The organism is Pseudoalteromonas sp. SG43-1 (assembly GCF_014164415.1).
Taxonomy (GTDB): Bacteria; Pseudomonadota; Gammaproteobacteria; order Enterobacterales; family Alteromonadaceae; genus Pseudoalteromonas; species Pseudoalteromonas distincta.
The window spans coordinates 21,821-41,868 of the sequence record NZ_JACJFD010000026.1; the positions used below are offsets into that span (position 1 = coordinate 21,821).

At 39.5% G+C, this 20,048-nt stretch carries 20 protein-coding genes; 15 read left to right on the top strand and 5 right to left on the bottom strand.

Annotation, left to right across the window (positions count from 1 at the left end; all coding sequences use genetic code 11):
• Positions 1-70: 70 nt before the first annotated feature.
• From H5159_RS16375 to H5159_RS16430, 12 genes are all read left to right on the top strand, one after another.
• Positions 71-724: a thermostable hemolysin gene (locus tag H5159_RS16375; protein WP_182711950.1), complete on the top strand. Its 654-nt coding sequence runs from the start codon at positions 71-73 to the stop codon at positions 722-724.
• Positions 721-2,190: an AMP-binding protein gene (locus tag H5159_RS16380; RefSeq protein WP_182780665.1), complete on the top strand. Its 1,470-nt coding sequence runs from the start codon at positions 721-723 to the stop codon at positions 2,188-2,190. Before H5159_RS16375 ends, H5159_RS16380 begins: the two co-directional genes overlap by 4 nt.
• A complete protein-coding gene (locus H5159_RS16385; protein WP_182711948.1) occupies positions 2,183-2,872 on the top strand; it encodes a TenA family transcriptional regulator in 690 nt (229 codons plus the stop codon). The genes H5159_RS16380 and H5159_RS16385 overlap by 8 nt, the downstream gene beginning before the upstream one ends.
• On the top strand, positions 2,869-3,639 hold the full coding sequence (locus H5159_RS16390) for an SDR family oxidoreductase (RefSeq protein ID WP_002959137.1): 771 nt from the start codon (positions 2,869-2,871) through the stop codon (positions 3,637-3,639). Before H5159_RS16385 ends, H5159_RS16390 begins: the two co-directional genes overlap by 4 nt.
• 21 nt (positions 3,640-3,660) lie before the next feature.
• Positions 3,661-4,308: a hypothetical protein gene (locus H5159_RS16395; protein ID WP_002959134.1), complete on the top strand. Its 648-nt coding sequence runs from the start codon at positions 3,661-3,663 to the stop codon at positions 4,306-4,308.
• Between the two features lie 7 nt (positions 4,309-4,315).
• Positions 4,316-4,975 carry a response regulator transcription factor gene (locus H5159_RS16400; RefSeq protein ID WP_182780666.1) on the top strand — a complete coding sequence of 220 codons (660 nt, stop codon included), beginning with the start codon at positions 4,316-4,318 and terminating at the stop codon, positions 4,973-4,975.
• A gap of 26 nt (positions 4,976-5,001) precedes the next feature.
• Positions 5,002-6,315, top strand: coding sequence for an ATP-binding protein (locus H5159_RS16405; RefSeq protein ID WP_182780667.1), 1,314 nt, complete (start codon positions 5,002-5,004; stop codon positions 6,313-6,315).
• Positions 6,308-6,661 carry a cupredoxin domain-containing protein gene (locus H5159_RS16410; protein ID WP_024605197.1) on the top strand — a complete coding sequence of 118 codons (354 nt, stop codon included), beginning with the start codon at positions 6,308-6,310 and terminating at the stop codon, positions 6,659-6,661. Before H5159_RS16405 ends, H5159_RS16410 begins: the two co-directional genes overlap by 8 nt.
• Positions 6,648-7,388, top strand: coding sequence for an iron transporter (locus H5159_RS16415; RefSeq protein WP_182780668.1), 741 nt, complete (start codon positions 6,648-6,650; stop codon positions 7,386-7,388). The genes H5159_RS16410 and H5159_RS16415 overlap by 14 nt, the downstream gene beginning before the upstream one ends.
• Complete coding sequence (locus H5159_RS16420) at positions 7,385-8,101, top strand: hypothetical protein (protein WP_182692991.1); 717 nt, start codon at positions 7,385-7,387, stop codon at positions 8,099-8,101. Before H5159_RS16415 ends, H5159_RS16420 begins: the two co-directional genes overlap by 4 nt.
• 240 nt (positions 8,102-8,341) lie before the next feature.
• Positions 8,342-8,551: a cold-shock protein gene (locus tag H5159_RS16425; RefSeq protein ID WP_002959120.1), complete on the top strand. Its 210-nt coding sequence runs from the start codon at positions 8,342-8,344 to the stop codon at positions 8,549-8,551.
• A 151-nt stretch (positions 8,552-8,702) separates the two neighbouring features.
• Positions 8,703-9,416 (top strand): transporter substrate-binding domain-containing protein, encoded by a 714-nt coding sequence (locus H5159_RS16430; RefSeq protein WP_310736855.1) that lies wholly within the window; start codon positions 8,703-8,705, stop codon positions 9,414-9,416.
• Positions 9,417-9,418: 2 nt separating this feature from the next.
• Here H5159_RS16430 and H5159_RS16435 read toward each other — a convergent pair whose 3' ends face one another.
• The 3 genes from H5159_RS16435 to udk form a co-directional block, all read right to left on the bottom strand.
• On the bottom strand, positions 9,419-10,129 hold the full coding sequence (locus tag H5159_RS16435; RefSeq protein ID WP_080945063.1) for an ABC transporter substrate-binding protein: 711 nt from the start codon (positions 10,127-10,129) through the stop codon (positions 9,419-9,421).
• A 294-nt stretch (positions 10,130-10,423) separates the two neighbouring features.
• Entirely contained in the window at positions 10,424-11,650 is a 1,227-nt protein-coding gene (locus H5159_RS16440) for a NupC/NupG family nucleoside CNT transporter (RefSeq protein WP_039488805.1), read from the bottom strand.
• Between the two features lie 17 nt (positions 11,651-11,667).
• Positions 11,668-12,300, bottom strand: a complete 633-nt coding sequence (udk, locus tag H5159_RS16445) for a uridine kinase (RefSeq protein WP_024596281.1) — start codon at positions 12,298-12,300, stop codon at positions 11,668-11,670.
• 192 nt (positions 12,301-12,492) lie between these two features.
• On the opposite strand from udk, the gene H5159_RS16450 reads away from it, so the two are divergent.
• Positions 12,493-13,725, top strand: coding sequence for a phosphopentomutase (locus H5159_RS16450; RefSeq protein ID WP_024596282.1), 1,233 nt, complete (start codon positions 12,493-12,495; stop codon positions 13,723-13,725).
• On the top strand, positions 13,725-14,429 hold the full coding sequence (deoD, locus tag H5159_RS16455; protein WP_024596283.1) for a purine-nucleoside phosphorylase: 705 nt from the start codon (positions 13,725-13,727) through the stop codon (positions 14,427-14,429). Before H5159_RS16450 ends, deoD begins: the two co-directional genes overlap by 1 nt.
• 884 nt (positions 14,430-15,313) lie before the next feature.
• On the opposite strand, the gene H5159_RS16460 is transcribed toward deoD, so the two are convergent.
• Positions 15,314-16,204 carry a TPR end-of-group domain-containing protein gene (locus H5159_RS16460; RefSeq protein ID WP_002959108.1) on the bottom strand — a complete coding sequence of 297 codons (891 nt, stop codon included), beginning with the start codon at positions 16,202-16,204 and terminating at the stop codon, positions 15,314-15,316.
• 905 nt (positions 16,205-17,109) lie between these two features.
• On the opposite strand from H5159_RS16460, the gene katG reads away from it, so the two are divergent.
• Positions 17,110-19,302 (top strand): catalase/peroxidase HPI, encoded by a 2,193-nt coding sequence (gene katG, locus H5159_RS16465; protein ID WP_182780669.1) that lies wholly within the window; start codon positions 17,110-17,112, stop codon positions 19,300-19,302.
• 91 nt (positions 19,303-19,393) lie between these two features.
• On the opposite strand, the gene H5159_RS16470 is transcribed toward katG, so the two are convergent.
• A complete protein-coding gene (locus tag H5159_RS16470; protein WP_182733095.1) occupies positions 19,394-19,966 on the bottom strand; it encodes a short-chain dehydrogenase in 573 nt (190 codons plus the stop codon).
• Positions 19,967-20,048 lie beyond the last annotated feature (82 nt).

Below are 20,048 nucleotides of genomic sequence, written 5' to 3' on the forward strand. Positions count from 1 at the left end.
AAGGTTTCTTAAGTTTTCTTTAAGTTTCGCTCGCTAAGTTACAAACATACACTTTATATGAGCGATGTTTATGCAATTAGCACACCTACCTTCATCACCCGTTTATATTCAAAATAACTCACGCTTTGTTAGTGCTCGCGTTAATGATGAGCATAGAAGTGCGTTAGAAAACACAGTTAAAGAAGGGTTTTTAGTCGCTTACAACGCCACGCTTACCTCTTTTATGCCATTACTTTGCCAATACACGACAAACGAAGGGCAATGCACATTGGGTTTAAGGCAAGCAACAGCCCCTCTATTTATAGAGCAATACTTAGCACAGCCCATTGAGCATTTTTTACCTGAGAACACACAGCGTAATAAAGTATTTGAGCTTGGCAATCTATGCTCTACACATCGCAAAGCAACGCTTGGGCATTTTATTGTTGTTAATGAAGCCCTGCAAAGTGTAGGAGCAAAACATTTAGTATTTTGCGCCACTAAAAAAGTGCGTGCACTGCTGCGCTTATTAGGCGTTAACTGCACTGAAATTGCTGTGGCAAACAGTTTTGTTGTTGAGCATCCGCTAAGTTGGGGAAGTTACTACGCTAATCAGCCTACCGTATGCGTTGTGAGTTTAGAGCAAGCTCACCAACAAGTATTAAATACCCCAATGCTTTATAGTTTGACGCAGCAAAACCACTCAAATATCAATTCTTTGGTAAATGCATTGGTGAACGTATGAATTACTATAATACACATTCAGTACCGCCATTAATTATTGCCCATAATAAAGAGCAAACACTTGAAATTAACGGGGATGAGTTTAACCAGCAAATACAAAAAGTAGTAAAAATACTATATAGCTTTAACGGCAAATGTATTGCTTATAAGCTCGATAATACGCCAGCTTGGCTTGTTATTGATGCCGCTGCTGCAGTTTCTAATAAAGTGGCTGTGCCAATTGCTCACTTTTTTAGTGAACAACAAACTCAATATGTACTAGCTCAATGTGGCGCTAATGTATTTATGAGCGACACGGCAAACCCTTTATTTGGGGAGCCGGCTGCATCAATTACTTTATTTGAGTGTTACACATTATATATTTACGAAATCGTTGTAGCTAAACCCGTCAGTTATTTCCCAGAAACTCAAAAAGTAACATTTACATCAGGATCAACCGGGCAACCAAAGGGCGTGTGTTTATCTGCAAAGAGTCAAATGCAGGTAGTGCAATCTCTGTGCGATAAAATTAACATTAAAAAGCCTGTTCATTTGTGTTTATTACCACTTGCTGTATTGCTTGAAAATATAGCCGGTGTGTATGCCCCTTTAAAAAGTGGCGGTACAGTGCATTTAATGCCGTTAAATGAATTAGGCTTTGTTGGTACTGCATTAAAACAGCCCGCACAGCTTATTGCTGCGATTGATAAAGTTAAGCCAAATACGCTTATTTTAGTGCCTGAACTATTAGCATGCTTAGTTACTTTTGCAGAAGATGGTTGGCAACCGCCTAGTTCGTTACAGTTTATTGCCGTAGGTGGTGCGCGTGTCAGCGAAATGCTAATAGTTAAAGCGCGTAGCTTAAACTTACCGGTTTACCAAGGTTATGGACTTTCTGAGGCGGCATCTGTCGTTAGTTTAAATACACCCACAAACGATAACATCCACAGTGCCGGCTCTGTGTTACCTCATATTCAAACCAAAATTGAAAATGGTCAGCTTTTTATAAAAGGCGATTTGTTTTTAGGTTACTTAAATCATCAACCTCACGACAAAAACCAGTGGTATGCAACTGGCGACTTGGTCGAACAGCATCAAAATACCTTATTTATTAAAGGCCGATTAAAAAATCTAATTATTACCAGCATGGGGCGCAATATCAGTGCCGAGTGGCCTGAATCACTATTACTCAGTCAAAGCGGTATTTTACAAGCGGTTGTGTTTGGTGAGGGGCGACCTTTTCTCAGTGCCATTATTTACGCCGATACAAAGCTAAGTAACCCAACGTTAGCTCAATACGTTAACGAAATTAATAAACAACTACCCGACTATGCTCGAATTCAAAAGTGGCATCGTTTAGCTGCCCCATTCAGTGTGCAACAAGGATTATTAACAACAAATAATCGCCCAAAACGAGATGCCATAAGTAAGCAGTACCATGCTGTATTTGATCAATTTTACCGACTTGGAGAAGTAATTAATGAGTGATTTTTTTAACACCCTTAAAGAGCAAACTAAACAAGAGCAAAACTATCTGCTTACAGCGCCTATTATTCAGCGTGTTTTTAAAGGCGAAGCATCACTTGAAGAATACGCCTCGTTTTTAGCGCAAGCGTATCACCATGTTAAGCACACCGTGCCATTAATGATGTCGGTTGGTGCGCGATTAACCGACGATCAAGAATGGCTGCGCGAAGCCGTCGCAGAATATATTGAAGAAGAGATTGGTCATCAAGAGTGGGTACTTAATGACATTGCAGCATGTGGTTTTGACAAAGAAACAGTACGGTGTAGTCAGCCGCAATTTGCTACCGAAATGATGGTGTCGTATGCGTACGACTCCATTGCACGTAAAAATCCGTTGAGCTTTTTTGGCATGGTGCATGTGCTTGAAGGCACTTCTATAGCGCTTGCTGATGGCGCGGCTTCAAACATTGCAAATGCTGTGGGCTTACCTAAAAAAGCATTTAGTTATTTAACCTCTCACGGCGCGCTTGATATAGAGCATGTAAAGTTTTTTGAAAACCTAATGAATCAAATAACAGACGAGACGGATCAACAAGCCATAATTCATGGTGCAAAGCGCTTTTATCGTTTATACGGCGATATATTTCGTGGACTCGATGACGAACCATTTTTTAAAGCAAGTGTACAAGGCAAATTGGTATGAGTAGTTCTTTGTGTGTGCTCACTGGTGCAACAGGCGGAATAGGGCAAGCGATTGCTAAAGCCCTATATGCAAAAGGGTGGAAGTTACTGCTTGTAGGGCGAAATACCCAAGCCCTTGAAAAACTGAGCCGTGCATGTCCAGACAGTGAAATATTTACGGGCGATTTAACCGACGATACAACACGTATTAACCTAGCAATAAAAGCCAAGCAACTCGGCGGCGTTAAATTACTTATTAATAACGCAGGTATAAATACAATGCAAAGCCTTGAGCACACAAGTAATGAGCAAATAGATAATATGCTCATTACTAATTTGTCGGTGCCTATTAAATTATGCCAGCTATTTTTAGGGCAGTTAGCGTATACCAAAGGCACTATTGTTAACGTGGGATCATCGTTTGGCAGTATTGGCTACCCGTTTCAAACGCTTTATTGCGCCAGTAAATTCGGTTTACGTGGCTTTACAGAAGCGCTCTCTCGTGAGCTTAACGGCTCAGGCATTAAAGTGACCTATTTAGCACCAAGAGCAACAGATACATCTATTAATAGCAGTAAAGCGCGGGCAATGAATAAAGAGCTCGGCAATAAAATGGACTCGCCAGAATTAGTTGCTCAAGAGTTATTAGCTCTTATAAGTTCAAACCAAACAAGGCGCTTTATTGGTTTCCCTGAAAAATTATTTGCACGCATAAATGGCGTATTCCCAAGCGTTGTTGATAACGCTATTGCAAAGCAACTTCCTAAAATTAAACGTTTTTTAAGTTAACAAACACACAAGGGCAAAATTATGTATAAATTTACACTCACATTTTATTTAATACTAACCTCTGTATTTGCAACTGCAGTACACGCAGATGAAGCGCAAGACTTAACCGATATTCAACAAAAGTGGGCAATTGCTAATTACGAACTTGAAGACGATGCGCAAATAGACGCGTTTACGCAACTAAGTGAGCAAAGCGCATTATTTGTTAAAAACTATCCAAGCTCAGCGCAAACACATATTTGGAATGGCATTGTGTTAGCTAGTTTTGCTGGCGCAAAAGGGGGCTTGGGCGCACTTGGTTTAGCAAAAGAAGCAAAAGCGTCACTCGAAAATGCACTCTCGATTGATGGCACTGCATTAAATGGCTCAGCTTACGCAAGCCTTGCAACGCTTTATAGCAAAGTACCTGGCTGGCCAATTGGTTTTGGTGATGACGACAAAGCTGAAAAATTATTTAAACAAGCGCTCGCTTTTAATCTCGAAGGCATTGATACTAATTACTTATACGGTGAATACTTGTATGACGAAGGCGATTATAAACAAGCTAAAGCACGACTACTTGTAGCACAAGCTGCTGGGATTCGTGATACTCGGGCAAAAGCAGATAAATATCGTCAACAAGCAATAAGTCAGCTATTGGCAAAAGTAGATAAAAAATTAAAAAGATAAACACATAATGCATTTATTACTCGTTGAGGACGATCATTTAGTGGCGCAAGGGCTTATTCGCTCTTTGCGCCAAGAGGGCTACAGCGTAGAGCACAGTGGCACAGTAAAGCACGCCTTAGAGTGCCTTTCTAGTGGTGAGATTGAGCTTGTTATTCTCGATTTAGGATTGCCTGATGGCGACGGTTCGCAAGTTTTAAAGCATATTAAAGCGCAAAAAAAAGTTATTCCTGTGGTTATTTTAACTGCTCGCGGCAGTATTGACGACAAAGTCCAAGGGCTCGATATGGGGGCAGATGATTACCTTGCAAAGCCGTTTGACCCTGCTGAGTTATTTGCTCGATTACGTGTAGCAAGCCGGCGCATTAACCAAACTCAGTCAAGCTTATTGCGCTGTGGTGATGTATTAATGGATACCTCTGCTCATACAGTTAAACTAAGTGGGCAGTCACTTACGCTACCGCGAAGAGAATACATGCTTTTAAAAGCGCTGATGGAAAATCAGGGAAGGGTACAATCAAAACAACAACTCGAAAACAAACTTTACCAATGGGGTGAAGAAGTTGGCTCTAATGCCATAGAGGTGCATATTCATCATCTTCGTAAAAAATTCCCTAGTGATTTTATTAAAACCTTACGTGGCATTGGCTACGTGGTTGGTAAGCGTTAGAGTGTATTTGTTTTTCGAGGTTGAAAATGTCTATTCGTAAACGTCTGACCTTAATTTTACTTTCAATGATGGTGCTAACTTGCTTTTTAGCATTAGTAAAAGGCTATCAAAAAAGTATGCACCACGGCGAAAGTTTGCTTGATGATGAGCTTAAAATAGTGGCTGGCGTTTTAATTGAGCAACCATTGGCACTGAGCACAGATGCAGTACAAGTAAGTAATAATAGCGCTCAGTTGTTGTATCAAATTTGGCAAAATAATAATTTACTTAGTGGCTCATCGAGTTTAACGAATAACCAAATTAGTTTTAGCGAGGGCTTTCAAACGGCCAATGTAGCAGGGCAGCGTATGCGGGTATTTGTGATGAGTAAAAACACCCGTAAAGTCATCGTTGCTGAACCTATGGCAAAGCGGTTTGAATTAGCTGAAGCCGTTATTTTATCTGCAATGTTACCAATGCTATGGGCAGTCCCTCTGCTTGCTATTTTTATTAGCTTTTTTGTTAAATACGCATTAGCCCCTCTTACCCGATTATCTAAGCAGTTGGCGTCTCGCCAAGCGAACGACTTTACGCCAATTAACTGGCAAGTAACCGATGAAGAAATTAAACCGGTTATTAATCGTTTAAACGACTTATTTAAACGCGTAGAAACTGCCTACTTACGGGAGCGATTTTTTGCCTCAGATGCAGCCCATGAGTTACGTACCCCGCTTAGTAGTTTAAAAATTAACGTACATAATTTGGCTAATAAACAAAGTAATCTGCAAGACCATCAAGAATTACAAGCTATGTCGCAGGGCATTAATCGCTTAAGTAATATTGTCGAGCAAATGCTAATTTTAGGGCGCACTCAGCCTGAACAATGGCAGAGGCAGTTTAGCGAGCAATCATTGCTAGCGATTACTCAGCAAGTCGTATCGGATCAATACGACAAAATAGATGAAAAAAACCAAACCATTAGTCTTGAAGGCGATGATTTTGTAATTAATGGTGATGAATTTACATTAACCACACTCATCGCTAATTTACTTAGCAATGCCATAAAGTACACACCCAATAATGGTCAAATTATAATTAAATTAGTATCAAGTAATAACGGCTTTAGTTGGCAAATTGATGATTCTGGTGCGGGTATGACTGAAGAGCAAAAAGAGCGAATATTCAATCGCTTTTATCGCGTAGGTGGCGATCAGCATCCATCAGGCGAGCAAGGTGCCGGTTTAGGTATGGCGATTGTTCAACACATAATTGCTATTTATGGCGCAACTATTCATTTAGCGAATAGCCCTTTAGGCGGACTAACCGTTAAGGTTACTTTTACAGGAGTAAAAAGTGACTAAACGTTTATTTAATCGGTGCCTTTGTTGTTTGCTATTTTTGTCGTTTAACGCGGCGAGTAAAGAGTACCTTATTATTTTAAAAGATCATTTGTTTTATCCCTCGCAAATTACCATCCCCGCGAATAAAAAAGTAAAACTATTGATAGAAAACCAAGACAGCACACCAGAAGAGTTTGATAGCTTTGATCTAAACAGAGAAAAAGTACTCTACCCAAACCGTAAAAGCATTATTTATATAGGGCCGCTTAGTAAAGGGTATTACGAATTTTTTGGTGAGTTTTCGCCCAATACAGCAAGGGGCGTTGTAATAGTTGGTGATGAGGAGGCGAAGCATGCTAATAACTAGTTTAGTCATGAGCCTTAATCAATTGCTACCTGTGGCTATTTTATTAGTGCTACTACAAGTAGTTAAAAAACAAAGCACTTTAAAAATAGGATCTGCTTTATTAATTGGCGCGCTCATGTCGTTTTTGTACATGCAAAGTGCGTCGTGGGTGAGCCAGTGGTTTGAACACCAAGGGCTAGAGTACTCACAAATAGGGCTATGTATTACTATATTTATAGCCGTATTAGTATTTGCAATAAAACAAAAATCAGCGGCTTTTTATATTGCTGTTATAAGCACAATAACATTGTATTTAAGCCACTATATTATTTACCTCACCAGTTTTTGGCAAAGTAATGATGCAGGGCAAAGCTTATTTATTGGCACTTTATTAGGTGTTGGAATTTGTTTAAGTTTTAGCGTATTGCTGTACTTTTTAATGAATGCAATTAAGCACCGCTTTGGTATGTATCCGCTTTTTACTTTGCTTGCTTTTAACAGCGCGGCTAAGTTATTAGTTGCACTGGATTTGGCAAGCCAAATAGACTTAATTACCAACACCGCAACCGTGTGGGATTTACGCGATGTATTAAGCGAAAACTCTGAGCTCGGGCGCGTACTGCGTGCTCTTGTTGGTTACGAGGCTACCCCTGATCTAATGAGTGTACTTATATATAGTACTAGTAGCGTGATATTTTTATCACTTTGTTATGTTATTTCGGCTTCAATATCTAAGGAACGTGTATGAAAGCACTCAACCTATATTTAGCGCTTAGCTTTACCGTTTTTTGTTTGTTGGTACTTTCAATCCCAGCAAAGGCCGATGGAATTGTTGTTGATAAGGTATATCACCCCTATGTTTTACCTTTTGAGCGAGAGTTTGAATGGCGGTTAGTGTCGCACCAAACAGATAGTGGCAACATACTAGCGCAGCGTTTGGGTGGTGGCGGTGCTATTAACGATACAATGGCACTAGAAGGCTATTTAGTTGGTGAGCGAGATGACAACGGCGACTTTGGTTTAGAAGCTTATGAGCTTGAACTACGCTGGCAATTAATTGAGCAAGGTAAATTATGGGCTGATTGGGGGGCATTATTTGAGCTTGAAAAAAAACATAATGAAGATGTGTATGAAGCAACTTCGGGTTTTGTGATCGAAAAAGAGTTTGGCAAAACAAGCTTAACTATGAATGCCTTTTTAGTGTACGAGTGGGGGCAGGATATTCAAAATGAATGGGAAAGCGAGTTTAGAGCGCAATATCGCTATCGCTATCGTTCTGCTTTTCAGCCATCTATTGAGGTGTACGTAGGAGAAGACTTTGTTGGCATAGGGCCTGGGTTTATAGGTTTGCAGCGTTTTGATGGACAAAAGCAGTTAAAATGGGAAGCGGGTTTTATCACTGAGATAAGCCAATCAGAAAAAAATCATAGTTTTAGGCTCGCATTAGAATTTGAATTTTAATAACCAAGGAAAGCGGTTTTGGTTGTTTATCACTCTGATTATAGATAGGTACTTGACATATTTTAAAAAATCTATATAGTGGGCTGCAGCTAGAAAGAAAGCATGTAAGCTATAAATCTCCATTTCGATGTTGTATAAGTAATACTTGTAGTACCGTCCTGAAGTTTTTAAAGTACCATCTCATTTTTTGCTACACCCGCTCTTATGAGCATATTTTTTATTTTATATCAGGATATTACAATGTCTAACATCGTATCAGGTACAGTTAAGTGGTTCAACGAGTCTAAAGGTTTTGGTTTCATCGAGCAAGAAAATGGCCCAGACGTTTTCGCACATTTCTCAGCAATCAAAAGCGAAGGTTTCAAAACTTTAGCTGAAGGCCAACGTGTAGAGTTCACTCTTTCACAAGGTCAAAAAGGTCCACAAGCTGATAACATCACAGCTGTATAATTTTACTTTTTAAGTAAAATGAAAAAAAGCGCTTAAGGCGCTTTTTTTGTGTCTGAAATTTGACTCAACCTAAGCTGCACCTATTATTAATGTAAGTTCATCAGTAGGTATCGTTATCATTAAATCCTTCCTTATACTTGTTTTTATATTTATCAGTCATTACGCACAGGCTGAAGGTTTCAAGCTCACGGTCTACACTGAGCACTTTTCGCCATACAATTTTGAAAACAAAGCGGGTCAACTTGTTGGCATAAATCTCGATATTGTAAAAGATGTATGCATTGCGTCAGACATTACCTGTGAATTTAAAATACTTCCTTGGAAACGTGCTTACAGCCTAGCCCAAAAAGATAAGCATTCAGGTATTATCTCTATCGCTAAAACATCTCAAAGAACGCCTATTTTTAATTGGGTAGGGCCTTTGGCATCCAGTGAAACATTTTTTTATAAACTTAAAAAAAATACTCAGTTAAAAATGAATAGCTTAAATGAAGCAAAGCAGTTTTCACTTGCTATCGTAAGAGGGGATATTTACGAATCCATAATTAAAAAAGTAGGGTTTGAAGCAGGTAAAAACCTTTTGTCCATAGGTGATGAAAAGCAATATATGCACTTGTTTTTAAATAGTAAAATAGATTTGATTTTAGGCTCTGAATACACCATTGGTTATCAACTTTCGCCTTTTGGGTATAGTGAAGACGATGTCGTTAGGCTGCAGGAATTACCATTACCTGAGATAGCAGGTAACTACATCGCGTTTAATAAATCAGTACCCAATTACATTGTAGAGCGTTTTAATAGGGAGTTTGAAAAGCTTAAAAAGAAGGATAACTTTTCGGCTTATAAAAAACGTTATAAGCGCTAATGTTAGTACCAGTAAGGCAGCCCTTTCTTTTGCTTTATTTTTAAAAATGCAGCTTGCAGTGATTCTATTAAATGCATATCTGTTTTTTTATTCGCAGCTAAATAAGCATCAATTGTTAGCTCATCTATTTTATAAATAAACTTTAAGTGTGCTGGTTTGAGCTTTAGATAATCACTCATCTGCTGCATATATAAAGGATCGTCTACAATTAAATCTACTTTTTTAGCGAGTAGTAAAGAGTATGACTTTTGAATATCAGAGGTTAAAACAACTTCAAACCCCAGTTTTGCGAGGGTTTGTGTTGAAAAATCATTGCGCTGCATAGCAATTTTGTACACTTTGGCTTGTTCAGTAGTGTTTATAATAAGATCATCTCGCTCTGATAGGCCAATAAAGCCTAGTTCAAAACGTCCGACAGGTCCTATCCAATAAAATTTGTCTTCTCGCTCTACAGTGCGTGCAAGGCTGTATATAAAGGTATTTTTAAGCTCATCTGCAATTTTATAAGCACGTGCCCAAGGGTACATTTGAATGTTAGGTGTTAGATCAGCCTCAGCAAATATATCTCTAATAAATTGAGTACCTTCACCTGCTACCTCACCATCAATCAACACCTGGTTTGGCGGTGCTAACTCTGTAACAACAAGGATGGGTTCTTTTGCTTGAACATACACAGAGCAAATTAAAAAAAGAGAATAAAGAATATATTTCACAATAGCGGATCGTTAGTCGGTTAGCTTAAGTAATATAAGTGTGGCTGAAAATACGAAAAACACAAAAAATATTTATGTGACTTTGTTACTAAGATATTGGTTTATTTGAGTTATATATAACCATAAATAAGGTTAAATAGCTTAAAGGTGGGGGAGTGTATAAATGTGGAAGGCCTAAAACGATAAAAGGGCCTTGCGGCCCTTGGTGAAGTATCGTTCAAGTCAGATAGAGCTTTAACCCCTTAAAGCGCTATCCTCTTGTTTTGCAACACCGGTGTTCATCTCAATAAGTTTCTAAGCTAGCGAGAGGAAAAACCCAGCAATTGCTGCGCTCATAAGGTTAGCCATAGATCCTGCTAACACTGCTCTGAGCCCTAAGCGTGCGATATCCTTCCGCCGACTAGGCGCCATACCGCCTAACCCACCTAGTAAAATGGCTATCGATGATAAGTTAGCAAAGCCACATAGAGCAAAAGTAACAATTGCTTGTGTGTGCGCGCTTAACGTATCGCGATAATTTATAAAGTCTAAGTAAGCAACAAACTCGTTCACTACTATCTTTTGACCAATAAAGCTGCCGGCTATAATTGCTTCATCCCATGGCACACCTAGTAACCATGCAACAGGAGCAAATACATAACCTAATATTTCTTGAAGCGTTAATGTTGGGTAATCAAACCACCCACCAATACCACCTAATAAACCGTTTAGTAGTGCAATTAGCGCTACAAAAGCAAGTAACATTGCACCTACATTAAGTGCTAAATGCATACCGTTTGCTGCACCTGATGCAGCTGCATCAATTACATTTACAGGCTTATCTTCGTCATCTAAATCTAAATCAGCTAAGTTATCTTTAGGCGTTTCAGTTTCTGGCACAATCATCTTGGCCATTAAAAAACCACCTGGAGCAGCCATAAAGCTCGCTGCTATTAAATACTTAAGATCTACGCCAATAATAACGTAACCGGCCATTACAGAGCCTGCCACAGTGGCTAAGCCACCTACCATCACTGCAAACAATTCCGATTTAGTCATTGTTGCTATAAATGGCTTAACTATTAGCGGTGCTTCAGTTTGGCCAACAAAAATATTTGCTGTCGCTGAAAGCGATTCTGTGCGAGAGGTTTTCAATAATTTTTGTAAACCGCCGCCTAAAATCCTAATTATCCAATCCATGATGCCAAGGTGATACAACACAGCAACAAGTGCTGAGAAAAACACGATAACGGGCAAAACTTGAATCGCAAAAATAAAACCTAATGTGTCTTGTGAGGCAAGTGGGCCAAACAAAAACCCAATACCGTCGTTTGCATAACCAATAACCGACGATACGGCTGCTGACATGCTCGTTAACACATTTTTTCCTGCTTCAAAAAACAGGACAAAACCGCCAATAACTACTTGCATCGCAAATGCTATACCAACGGTTCTTAAATTAATTGCCTTGCGATTAGTTGATGCCGCAAAGGCAATGCTTAGTAGCACACACATGCCCACTAAGCTCATAAATGTTGTCATACAAATGTTTCCCGTTGTTATTCTTGTAGTAAATATTTTATCTTACTTTTTATTATATCAATCGCAACGCGGTTCATACCGCCTCGAGTCACAACTAAATCTGCGTTATGCTTAGAAGGCTCAATAAATTGATAAAACATCGGTCTAACAGTTGCTTGATACTGCTCAACAACAGATTGTAATGTTCTGCCTCGTTGCTCCATATCACGTTGCATACGACGCATTAAGCAAATATCTAAAGGCGTATCTATAAACACCTTAATATCAAATTCTTTATTAAGCGCTTTGTCACTCAATAATAAAATACCTTCAACAATGAGTATTTTAGCAGCAGGCACTCGGCGAGTTTTCTCGCTACGTGTATGCTGTGCATAATCATACGTTGGTACTTCAACTGAATTTCCACTACGAAGCTGTGTTAAATGCTCAAGCATTAACGCATGTTCAAATGCATCAGGATGGTCGTAATTCGTTTGCGTACGATGCGCCATCGGTAAATGCGACTGATCCTTGTAGTAAGCATCTTCTTCAATAATGGCGATAGCGCCTGGTTCAAGCTCATTAACCAATTCATTGTATATAGTTTGGCTAAAAAGAGATTTGCCCGACGCAGACGCGCCTGCAATAGCTATAATAGTAGTTCGTGTCACTAAAGTTCTCACCCACACAGAAGGATATATTGTTGGTAGATCACAATAGCAAAAAAGACACGATTAATCTCTTTTGCTTCGCTTAAGAATGCAAATTTATAATGTTTAGGTTTTATGAAACAGGACTTTTGTCCTGTACGGAAAAATCGATCAGCGGATAAAGTAACCACCTAGAATCAAAGTGAGGTCAAAATGGCAAGAGCAATTATCTTAATGGCAGATAGCCTAGGAATCGGTGCAGCACCAGATGCAGATAAATTCGGCGATCTTGGGGCTAATACATTCGCTCACTTACTAAAAGCATATTACGACGAAACAGGCGCTGCATTATCGCTTCCTAACCTATCAAAACTTGGGTTAGTGGATGCATGTGAAGCTGCCGGTGGAGAACCGTGTTTAATTTCAGACCGCCAAGCTTCTCAAGGGGCATGGGGTTACGCTAAAGAATTATCTAGCGGAAAAGACACGCCATCAGGTCATTGGGAAATGGCAGGAGTACCTGTGTTATTTGATTGGGGATATTTCCCAAAAACACAGCCAAGTTTCCCACAAGAATTTATAGACGAGTTTATAGCTCGTACTGGTATTCCTGGCATTTTAGGCAACTGCCATGCATCGGGAACAACCATTTTAGAACAGCTAGGTGAAGAGCACGTAAAAACAGGTAAACCAATCTGTTACACCTCAGCTGATAGCGTGTTTCAAATAGCCGCGCATGAAGAGTCATTCGGCCTAGAGAAGCTTTATCAAGTTTGCGAAATCGCACGGGCGCTACTTGATGAAATGAATATAGGACGAGTGATTGCGCGGCCATTTTTGGGTTCAAATAGCCAAGACTTTGCTCGAACGGGTAATCGTCGCGACTATTCAGTGCTTCCGCCAGCACCAACATTGCTAGATGTGTTAGCAAAAGACGGCGGCGAAGTAATTAGTATTGGTAAAATTTCAGATATTTACGCGCATCAGGGCATAACCCAAAAGCATAAAGCACCTGGGCTTATGAACTTGCTAGAAAAAACCAGCGAAGTAATGAAAAGCGCACCAGATCATAGCTTAATCTTTACTAACCTAGTTGATTTTGATGAAAAATTTGGTCATCGCCGTAACCCAGTAGGTTATGCAAAAGCATTAAAAGAATTTGATGACTATTTACCAACTATACTAAAACAGTTAAACGCAGATGATATATTAATGATCACTGCAGATCACGGTTGTGACCCAACCTTTCCAGGTTCTGAGCACACTCGCGAATACGTACCGGTTATTGCATATAAACCAGGTATGAGTAACACACCTCTAGGTGAACGCAACAGCTTTGCAGATATCGGTCAAACACTGGCACAGTGGTTTAACTTATCTGCGCTTGATTACGGCGACAGTTTTTTAAATGAGCTAACAACGCCAAATAAAAAGGAAAACAATTAATGAGTACTCCGCATATCAGTGCAAACGTTGGTGATTTCGCCGAAACAGTATTAATGCCAGGCGATCCGCTACGTGCGCAATATATTGCTGAAAACTTTTTAGATGATGCAGTACAAGTTACAGGTGTTCGTAACATGTACGGTTTCACTGGTACTTACAAAGGTAAGCCAGTAAGCATCATGGGTTCAGGCATGGGCATTCCATCAATGTCTATTTATGCACGTGAGCTAATTGTAAGCTTTGGCGTTAAAAATATTATACGTATTGGTACGTGTGGTGGTATTGGCACAGATATCAAAATCCGTGACGTAATTTTTGCACAAGGTGCAAGCACAGATTCAAACGTAAACCGTGCACGTGTTCGTGGCTACGATTTTGCTGCTATTGCTAACTTTGACCTACTTTTAAACGGTGTAAACGCCGCTAAAGAGCTAGGAATAGAAGCAAAAGTAGGTAACGTATTTACAACCGACACTTTCTACCAAGCAGACGACTCGTTCTACAAAGACTTAGACAAGTTAGGCATGCTAGCAGTAGATATGGAAACAGCCGGTTTATATGGCGTTGCAGCTGAATACGGCGCAAACGCAATGGCATTATTTACAGTAAGTGACCACGTAATCACCGGTGAAGCAACACCTGCTGATGAGCGTCAAAGCACGTTTAACGAAATGGTTAAAATTGCATTAGAGTCAATAGCTTAAATAATACATAACAGTTCCTTGGTAACGTATTCACTAAGTTTTGGAGACACGCCCAAAGTGAAGTGAGACTAACCTCCAAAGCCGCATTTTATGCGGCTTTTTTTATGCCAGAAGAAAACTGATTGCAGCTTCTAATTACTTATACCAATTCGCTTAATTAAGTGATCTATTTTGAGGATGGAAAAACTTGTTGATAGCTAGGCAAAAAATTCGCTATTTAGTTGTTCTAAATGAGAATTTTTTAACGCAGGTAGCGACACGTTTAGCCCCTAAAATGATTAAGTATTATTTCGGGTTGGTATTAATTCAACCATCTAAAAACTGCGTTTTTAAACGCCTGCAAGCAGCGCGTCTACAGGTAAATTAAACTGCTGAGTGTAAGTTTTCCACGTAGGCGCAGAGCTTGCTCGCGCGAGAAGCACTTAAGCTAACTACTCTAAAAGCGCAGCATCTCTAAACCTATTTGTGTATAACAGCCCTAAAAAACAATATGCACGCAGAGAAGAAAAGGAGGAGCAAATGAGAAGAGCAAAACCAATGCTGACTCGGCATTATAAAAGTACAAGCGTTGCTTTAAAAGCTTGTAACCTGCGCGAATAGCTGTGTTTATACCAAGTTTAGAGTATGACTTGTTGCTCATGTTAGAAGCACAGTTTCTGATTGTTTTTATTATTTTAACTTCTAAGCTCTTCTCTAAAAGCGCAGCGTCTCTAAACCTCTTTGTGAATTAATCACTTTTGATCTTAGCTCTACGCTAGAGCTGAGTTTGTAGAGCGCAGTTAAGCTTCTAATTACACAACAAACTTTACCTTTAAAAACAAAAAAAGGGCCAAGGCCCTTTTTTATGGTGTTGCGCCTAATCATACAGGCCAAATTCTGAGTGCTTAAACAACTTCACCAGCCACTATCGTATTAAAGCTGTCGTTGTCATGCAGGCTTGCAAATGCGCTCTCATGTAATAATTCATTACGTAAGTTTGGAGAGTATTCAAGTGCCATTTTAATATCGGCTAAGGCATCAGCATGCTTATGTGTTAGTGCATAAGCACAGGCTCGTTGCCAATAGGCATAACCATAGTCACTATCTATATCAATAGCTTGATTACACAGCTCAATGGCTTGTGCTGTTTCGTTTATTTCTAGTAGTGCATCGGCTTTATAAGCAATGGCTTCCACATCTTCAGGTTTGCGATTGAGTATTTCGTCAAAAATTTCAATTTTATTTGCAAAATCACTTTCTAGGTTTGCGCGCATCCACAACGAATGAACTTCGTTAGTCACCGATATGCGCTCTTGGTTGCTGAGTATTTCTTCTGAGCGAACGCGTAGTTTTTCTTCAAGAATTTTTAATCGGTCTTCATACTCGTCTGTAATTACACTCACACGCGTATTTACAATATCTTCTACTTTGTTTTTAACATCGCGCAACGAGTTCCAACCCACTAAAACTAAAATCGACGCCGTAGCGGTAATTATAAAAAACACATTATTAATGGTATCTGTAGTGTACGTTAATGCGCGATCGGCAGTATCAAGCTGCGCATGAGTAACCTGCTTAGTTACATCTTCACGAAGCTTTTGCTGATCTTGCCTAACTGCTTTTAGCTCATCTAATATGTAACGTTCCATTAGCGGCTTATACATAGGCTCTTTGAGTTGTTGAAGAGCTTGTTGCTCTTGTTGTGCTGTAGGTGAAGCTGGTTGCTTTTCAGCAGAGTTCACTATGCCCGAAAACAAAGTTAAACAAACAAAAAGTACAGATAGGTAATAACGCATTGGTACGCCTAATTAAATTAATTACTGTAATAACTTTAACATGCAGGGCTTAATGGCACTAGGGCGTGTTGTTCTTTGTGGATTAAAATTGACCTAATTTAGATAGGAGCAATAGTTGTAAAATTTTTTTAGCCTAGTGAGCTTAGCAATAATAGGGTAAAGCGTGAGCATATTACCCATGCTCAGGTAATTTGAGTAAAAATAGGCAAAAAAAACCAGCTCAAGGTGAGCTGGCAAAAACTGCTTAAAACAACAATATGTCGTAGGGATTCACAGGAGAACAACTTCATACTAACTGAATATTTATGAACAAATACTTAATTCAATTCAACTAGTTAAAAATATAAGAATACTCAAAGTATTCGGTTTATAAAGTAAAGGTGCATTGGGCTTAAGTAATGCACCTTTATCATTATAACTATCTAACTACAATTTCATGGTGAAGGGGGGTATTCCAATGTGCGCTTTAGTAAACTAAAGCCACTTTCAAACCCTTCACACACCATTACGCCGAAATTTTTCAATTCGATCACAGGTCTAGTAAAAAGATTAAGGTTAATTCACCGATTTTTAAATTTTTTATTTTGCGTAATGCTTTATATGAGCACCATCTGACTTTTTTACTATTATTTTAAACGCCACTTTAAGCCTATTGTTAAATACATCATTAACGTAAGGGCAATCAAAAATATAAATTGGAGCAATCGTTTTAAATAGTATGTTGAGGCTGGCGTAGCATAATTTATACGCCTATATTAAGGATACGTAAGCACTTAGGTAGGCACGCTGAGTAAAAAGTAAGCCTATTAAATAAAAATAACCGTTACTTTTTAAAAAGTTATAAACACATAAGCAATAATACTGATTGATTAAGTATTTTACTTTTCTATTTTAAGGATTTCACAATGAGCAAGCCAACAGCGGGTAAATGCCCTGTTATGCACGGTAGTAATTCAGTTGTTTCTAAAGTAAACACCGATTGGTGGCCAAACACACTCAACTTAGACATTCTTCATCAACACGATACTAAATCAAATCCATACGGCACTAATTTTAACTACGCAGAAGAATTTAAATCTCTAGATTTAGACGAAGTAAAAGCCGACTTAAAAACCTTTATGACCGACAGCCAAGATTGGTGGCCTGCCGATTGGGGGCATTACGGTGGTTTAATGATTCGTATGGCATGGCACTCAGCGGGTACGTACCGTTTATCTGATGGTCGTGGTGGCGCAAGTACCGGTAATCAACGTTTCTCGCCTTTAAATTCATGGCCAGATAACGCAAGCTTAGATAAAGCACGCAGACTTTTATGGCCACTTAAGAAAAAATACGGTAACAAACTCTCATGGGCCGATTTATTTATTCTTGCTGGTAATATGGCATACGAATCAATGGGTCTTAAAATTTATGGTTTTGCGGGCGGCCGTGAAGACATTTGGCATCCAGAAAAAGATATTTACTGGGGTGCAGAAAAAGAATGGTTAGCACCAAGTGATGAACGCTACGACAATGTAGAAAAACCAGACACCATGGAAAACCCATTAGCCGCAGTACAAATGGGCCTAATTTACGTTAACCCTGAAGGTGTTAATGGTATACCAGATCCACAAAAAACGGCAGATCACGTACGTGAAACATTTGCTCGCATGGCGATGGACGATGAAGAAACCGCAGCGCTAACAGTGGGCGGCCATACAGTAGGTAAAACTCACGGTAATGGTAAAGCAGAGCACTTAGGTCCAGAGCCAGAAGCAGCAGACGTACACGAGCAAGGTTTAGGTTGGAACAGCACCAAAGAAGGCGGCTTTGGTCGTCATACTGTAACTTCAGGCCTTGAAGGCGCATGGACCACACACCCAACTACATGGGATAACGGATACTGCCACTTACTTTTAAATTACGAATGGGAATTAACAAAAAGCCCAGCTGGCGCTCATCAGTGGGAACCTGTAAATATTAAAGAAGAAGACAAACCAGTAGACGTAGAAGATCCATCAATTCGTTTAAACCCAATGATGACCGATGCCGATATGGCCATGAAAGTGGACCCTGCGTACCGTAAAATTATTGAGCGTTTTTATAACGACTTTGAATACTTCTCTGATGTATTTGCACGCGCATGGTTTAAGCTAACTCACCGCGATTTAGGTCCTAAAGCATGTTACTTAGGTAAAGATGTACCAAGCGAAGACCTAATTTGGCAAGATCCTATTCCAGCAGTTGATTACACATTATCAGACGATGAAATCACAAGCTTAAAAGCACAGCTACTTGATTGCGGTGTAAGCGCAAGTGATTTAATAAATACAGCGTGGGATAGTGCGCGTACGTATCGTGGTTCTGATAAACGCGGTGGCGCAAATGGCGCACGTATTCGTTTAGCACCACAAAAAGATTGGCAAGGTAACGAACCTGCGTGTTTAGCAAGTGTACTTAGTGCCCTTGAAAAAGTACAAGCGGGTTTATCTAAGCCAGTAAGCATGGCTGATTTAATCGTATTAGGTGGCACAGCGGCTGTAGAGCAAGCTGCAAAACAAGCCGGTGTTAATGTAACAGTACCATTTGCACCAGGACGAGGAGACGCAACAGACGAAATGACTGATGCAGAATCGTTCGATCCGCTTGAGCCTGTTCATGATGGATTTAGAAACTACCTTAAAAATGACTTTAGCGTATCCTCAGAAGAGCTATTGTTAGAGCGCAGCCAATTAATGGGCTTAACAGCACCAGAAATGACTGCACTTATGGGCGGCATGCGTGTACTAGGCACAAACTACGCAGGCACTAAACATGGTGTATTTACTGATAATGTAGGCACGCTATCTACCGACTTTTTTGTAAACCTAACCGACATGGCTAACAACTGGAAGCCACTAGAGCCAGGTATATATAATATTGTTGAGCGCAAAACAGGCACCATTAAATGGACTGCCACACGCGTAGATTTAGTGTTTGGTTCAAACTCTATTTTACGTGCCCTAAGTGAATTTTATGCACAAGACGATAATAAAGAACGTTTTGTACATGACTTTGTAAATGCATGGGTAAAAGTAATGAACGCAGACAGGTTCGATCTTAAATTATCTGTACGCTAAATAAAAACGGGGGAGTATTGAATACTCCCCCGTTTTTTATGCGTTTTAATTTCACGGCTAGATAAGCCCGCTTTTTTTAAAGCAATAAAACTTATAAAAGTGCAAAAAGCTTTTGTAGTTGTGGCATATATTCGCTCACAAGTTCAAGGTTGTTTTCGCTTACTAAAGATTCTGTAGACTCCTCAGCTGCGCTTGACGATTTACCAAACGAACCCATTAATGAGCTAGCGCCTTTATCTTTAGCACTTTTCATACTTTGAAAACCGCCCATTACTTTATTAGCAGTTTCTTGATTATCAGCAGAAAGGCCCGACTTAAGATTTTCGATATAAGCCATTGATACTTCAGAACCTACAGTTACTAGCTGCTCTGGCGTAAAACCGTAACGGTTTGTAACACTCGCAAAGCTTTTGTATAGGTCTTGTTCTTTAATCATGCTTAATGCACTGTTAGCTAAAGAGCTTTGTTCGCCAACACTTTGATCTGCAGAACCACCTAGCATACTTGCTAAATCTAAGTTTTTTAACGACTCTTGGCTGCTTGCCCAGCTAGTCACAGCTGGAAGTGCTTTCATATAGCTTTGAAGTTGACCTTCGTTAATATCCTCTGCAAGGCTTGAGAAACTCATCGCTAATAAGCTAAGTGATACAAGTATTTTTTTCATTGAGCATTTCCTAGTATTAAAGTAGTGCCAATTAGAAACTAATAAGCAACACTTGCCAACACAAAATAAAATATTGGCTGAT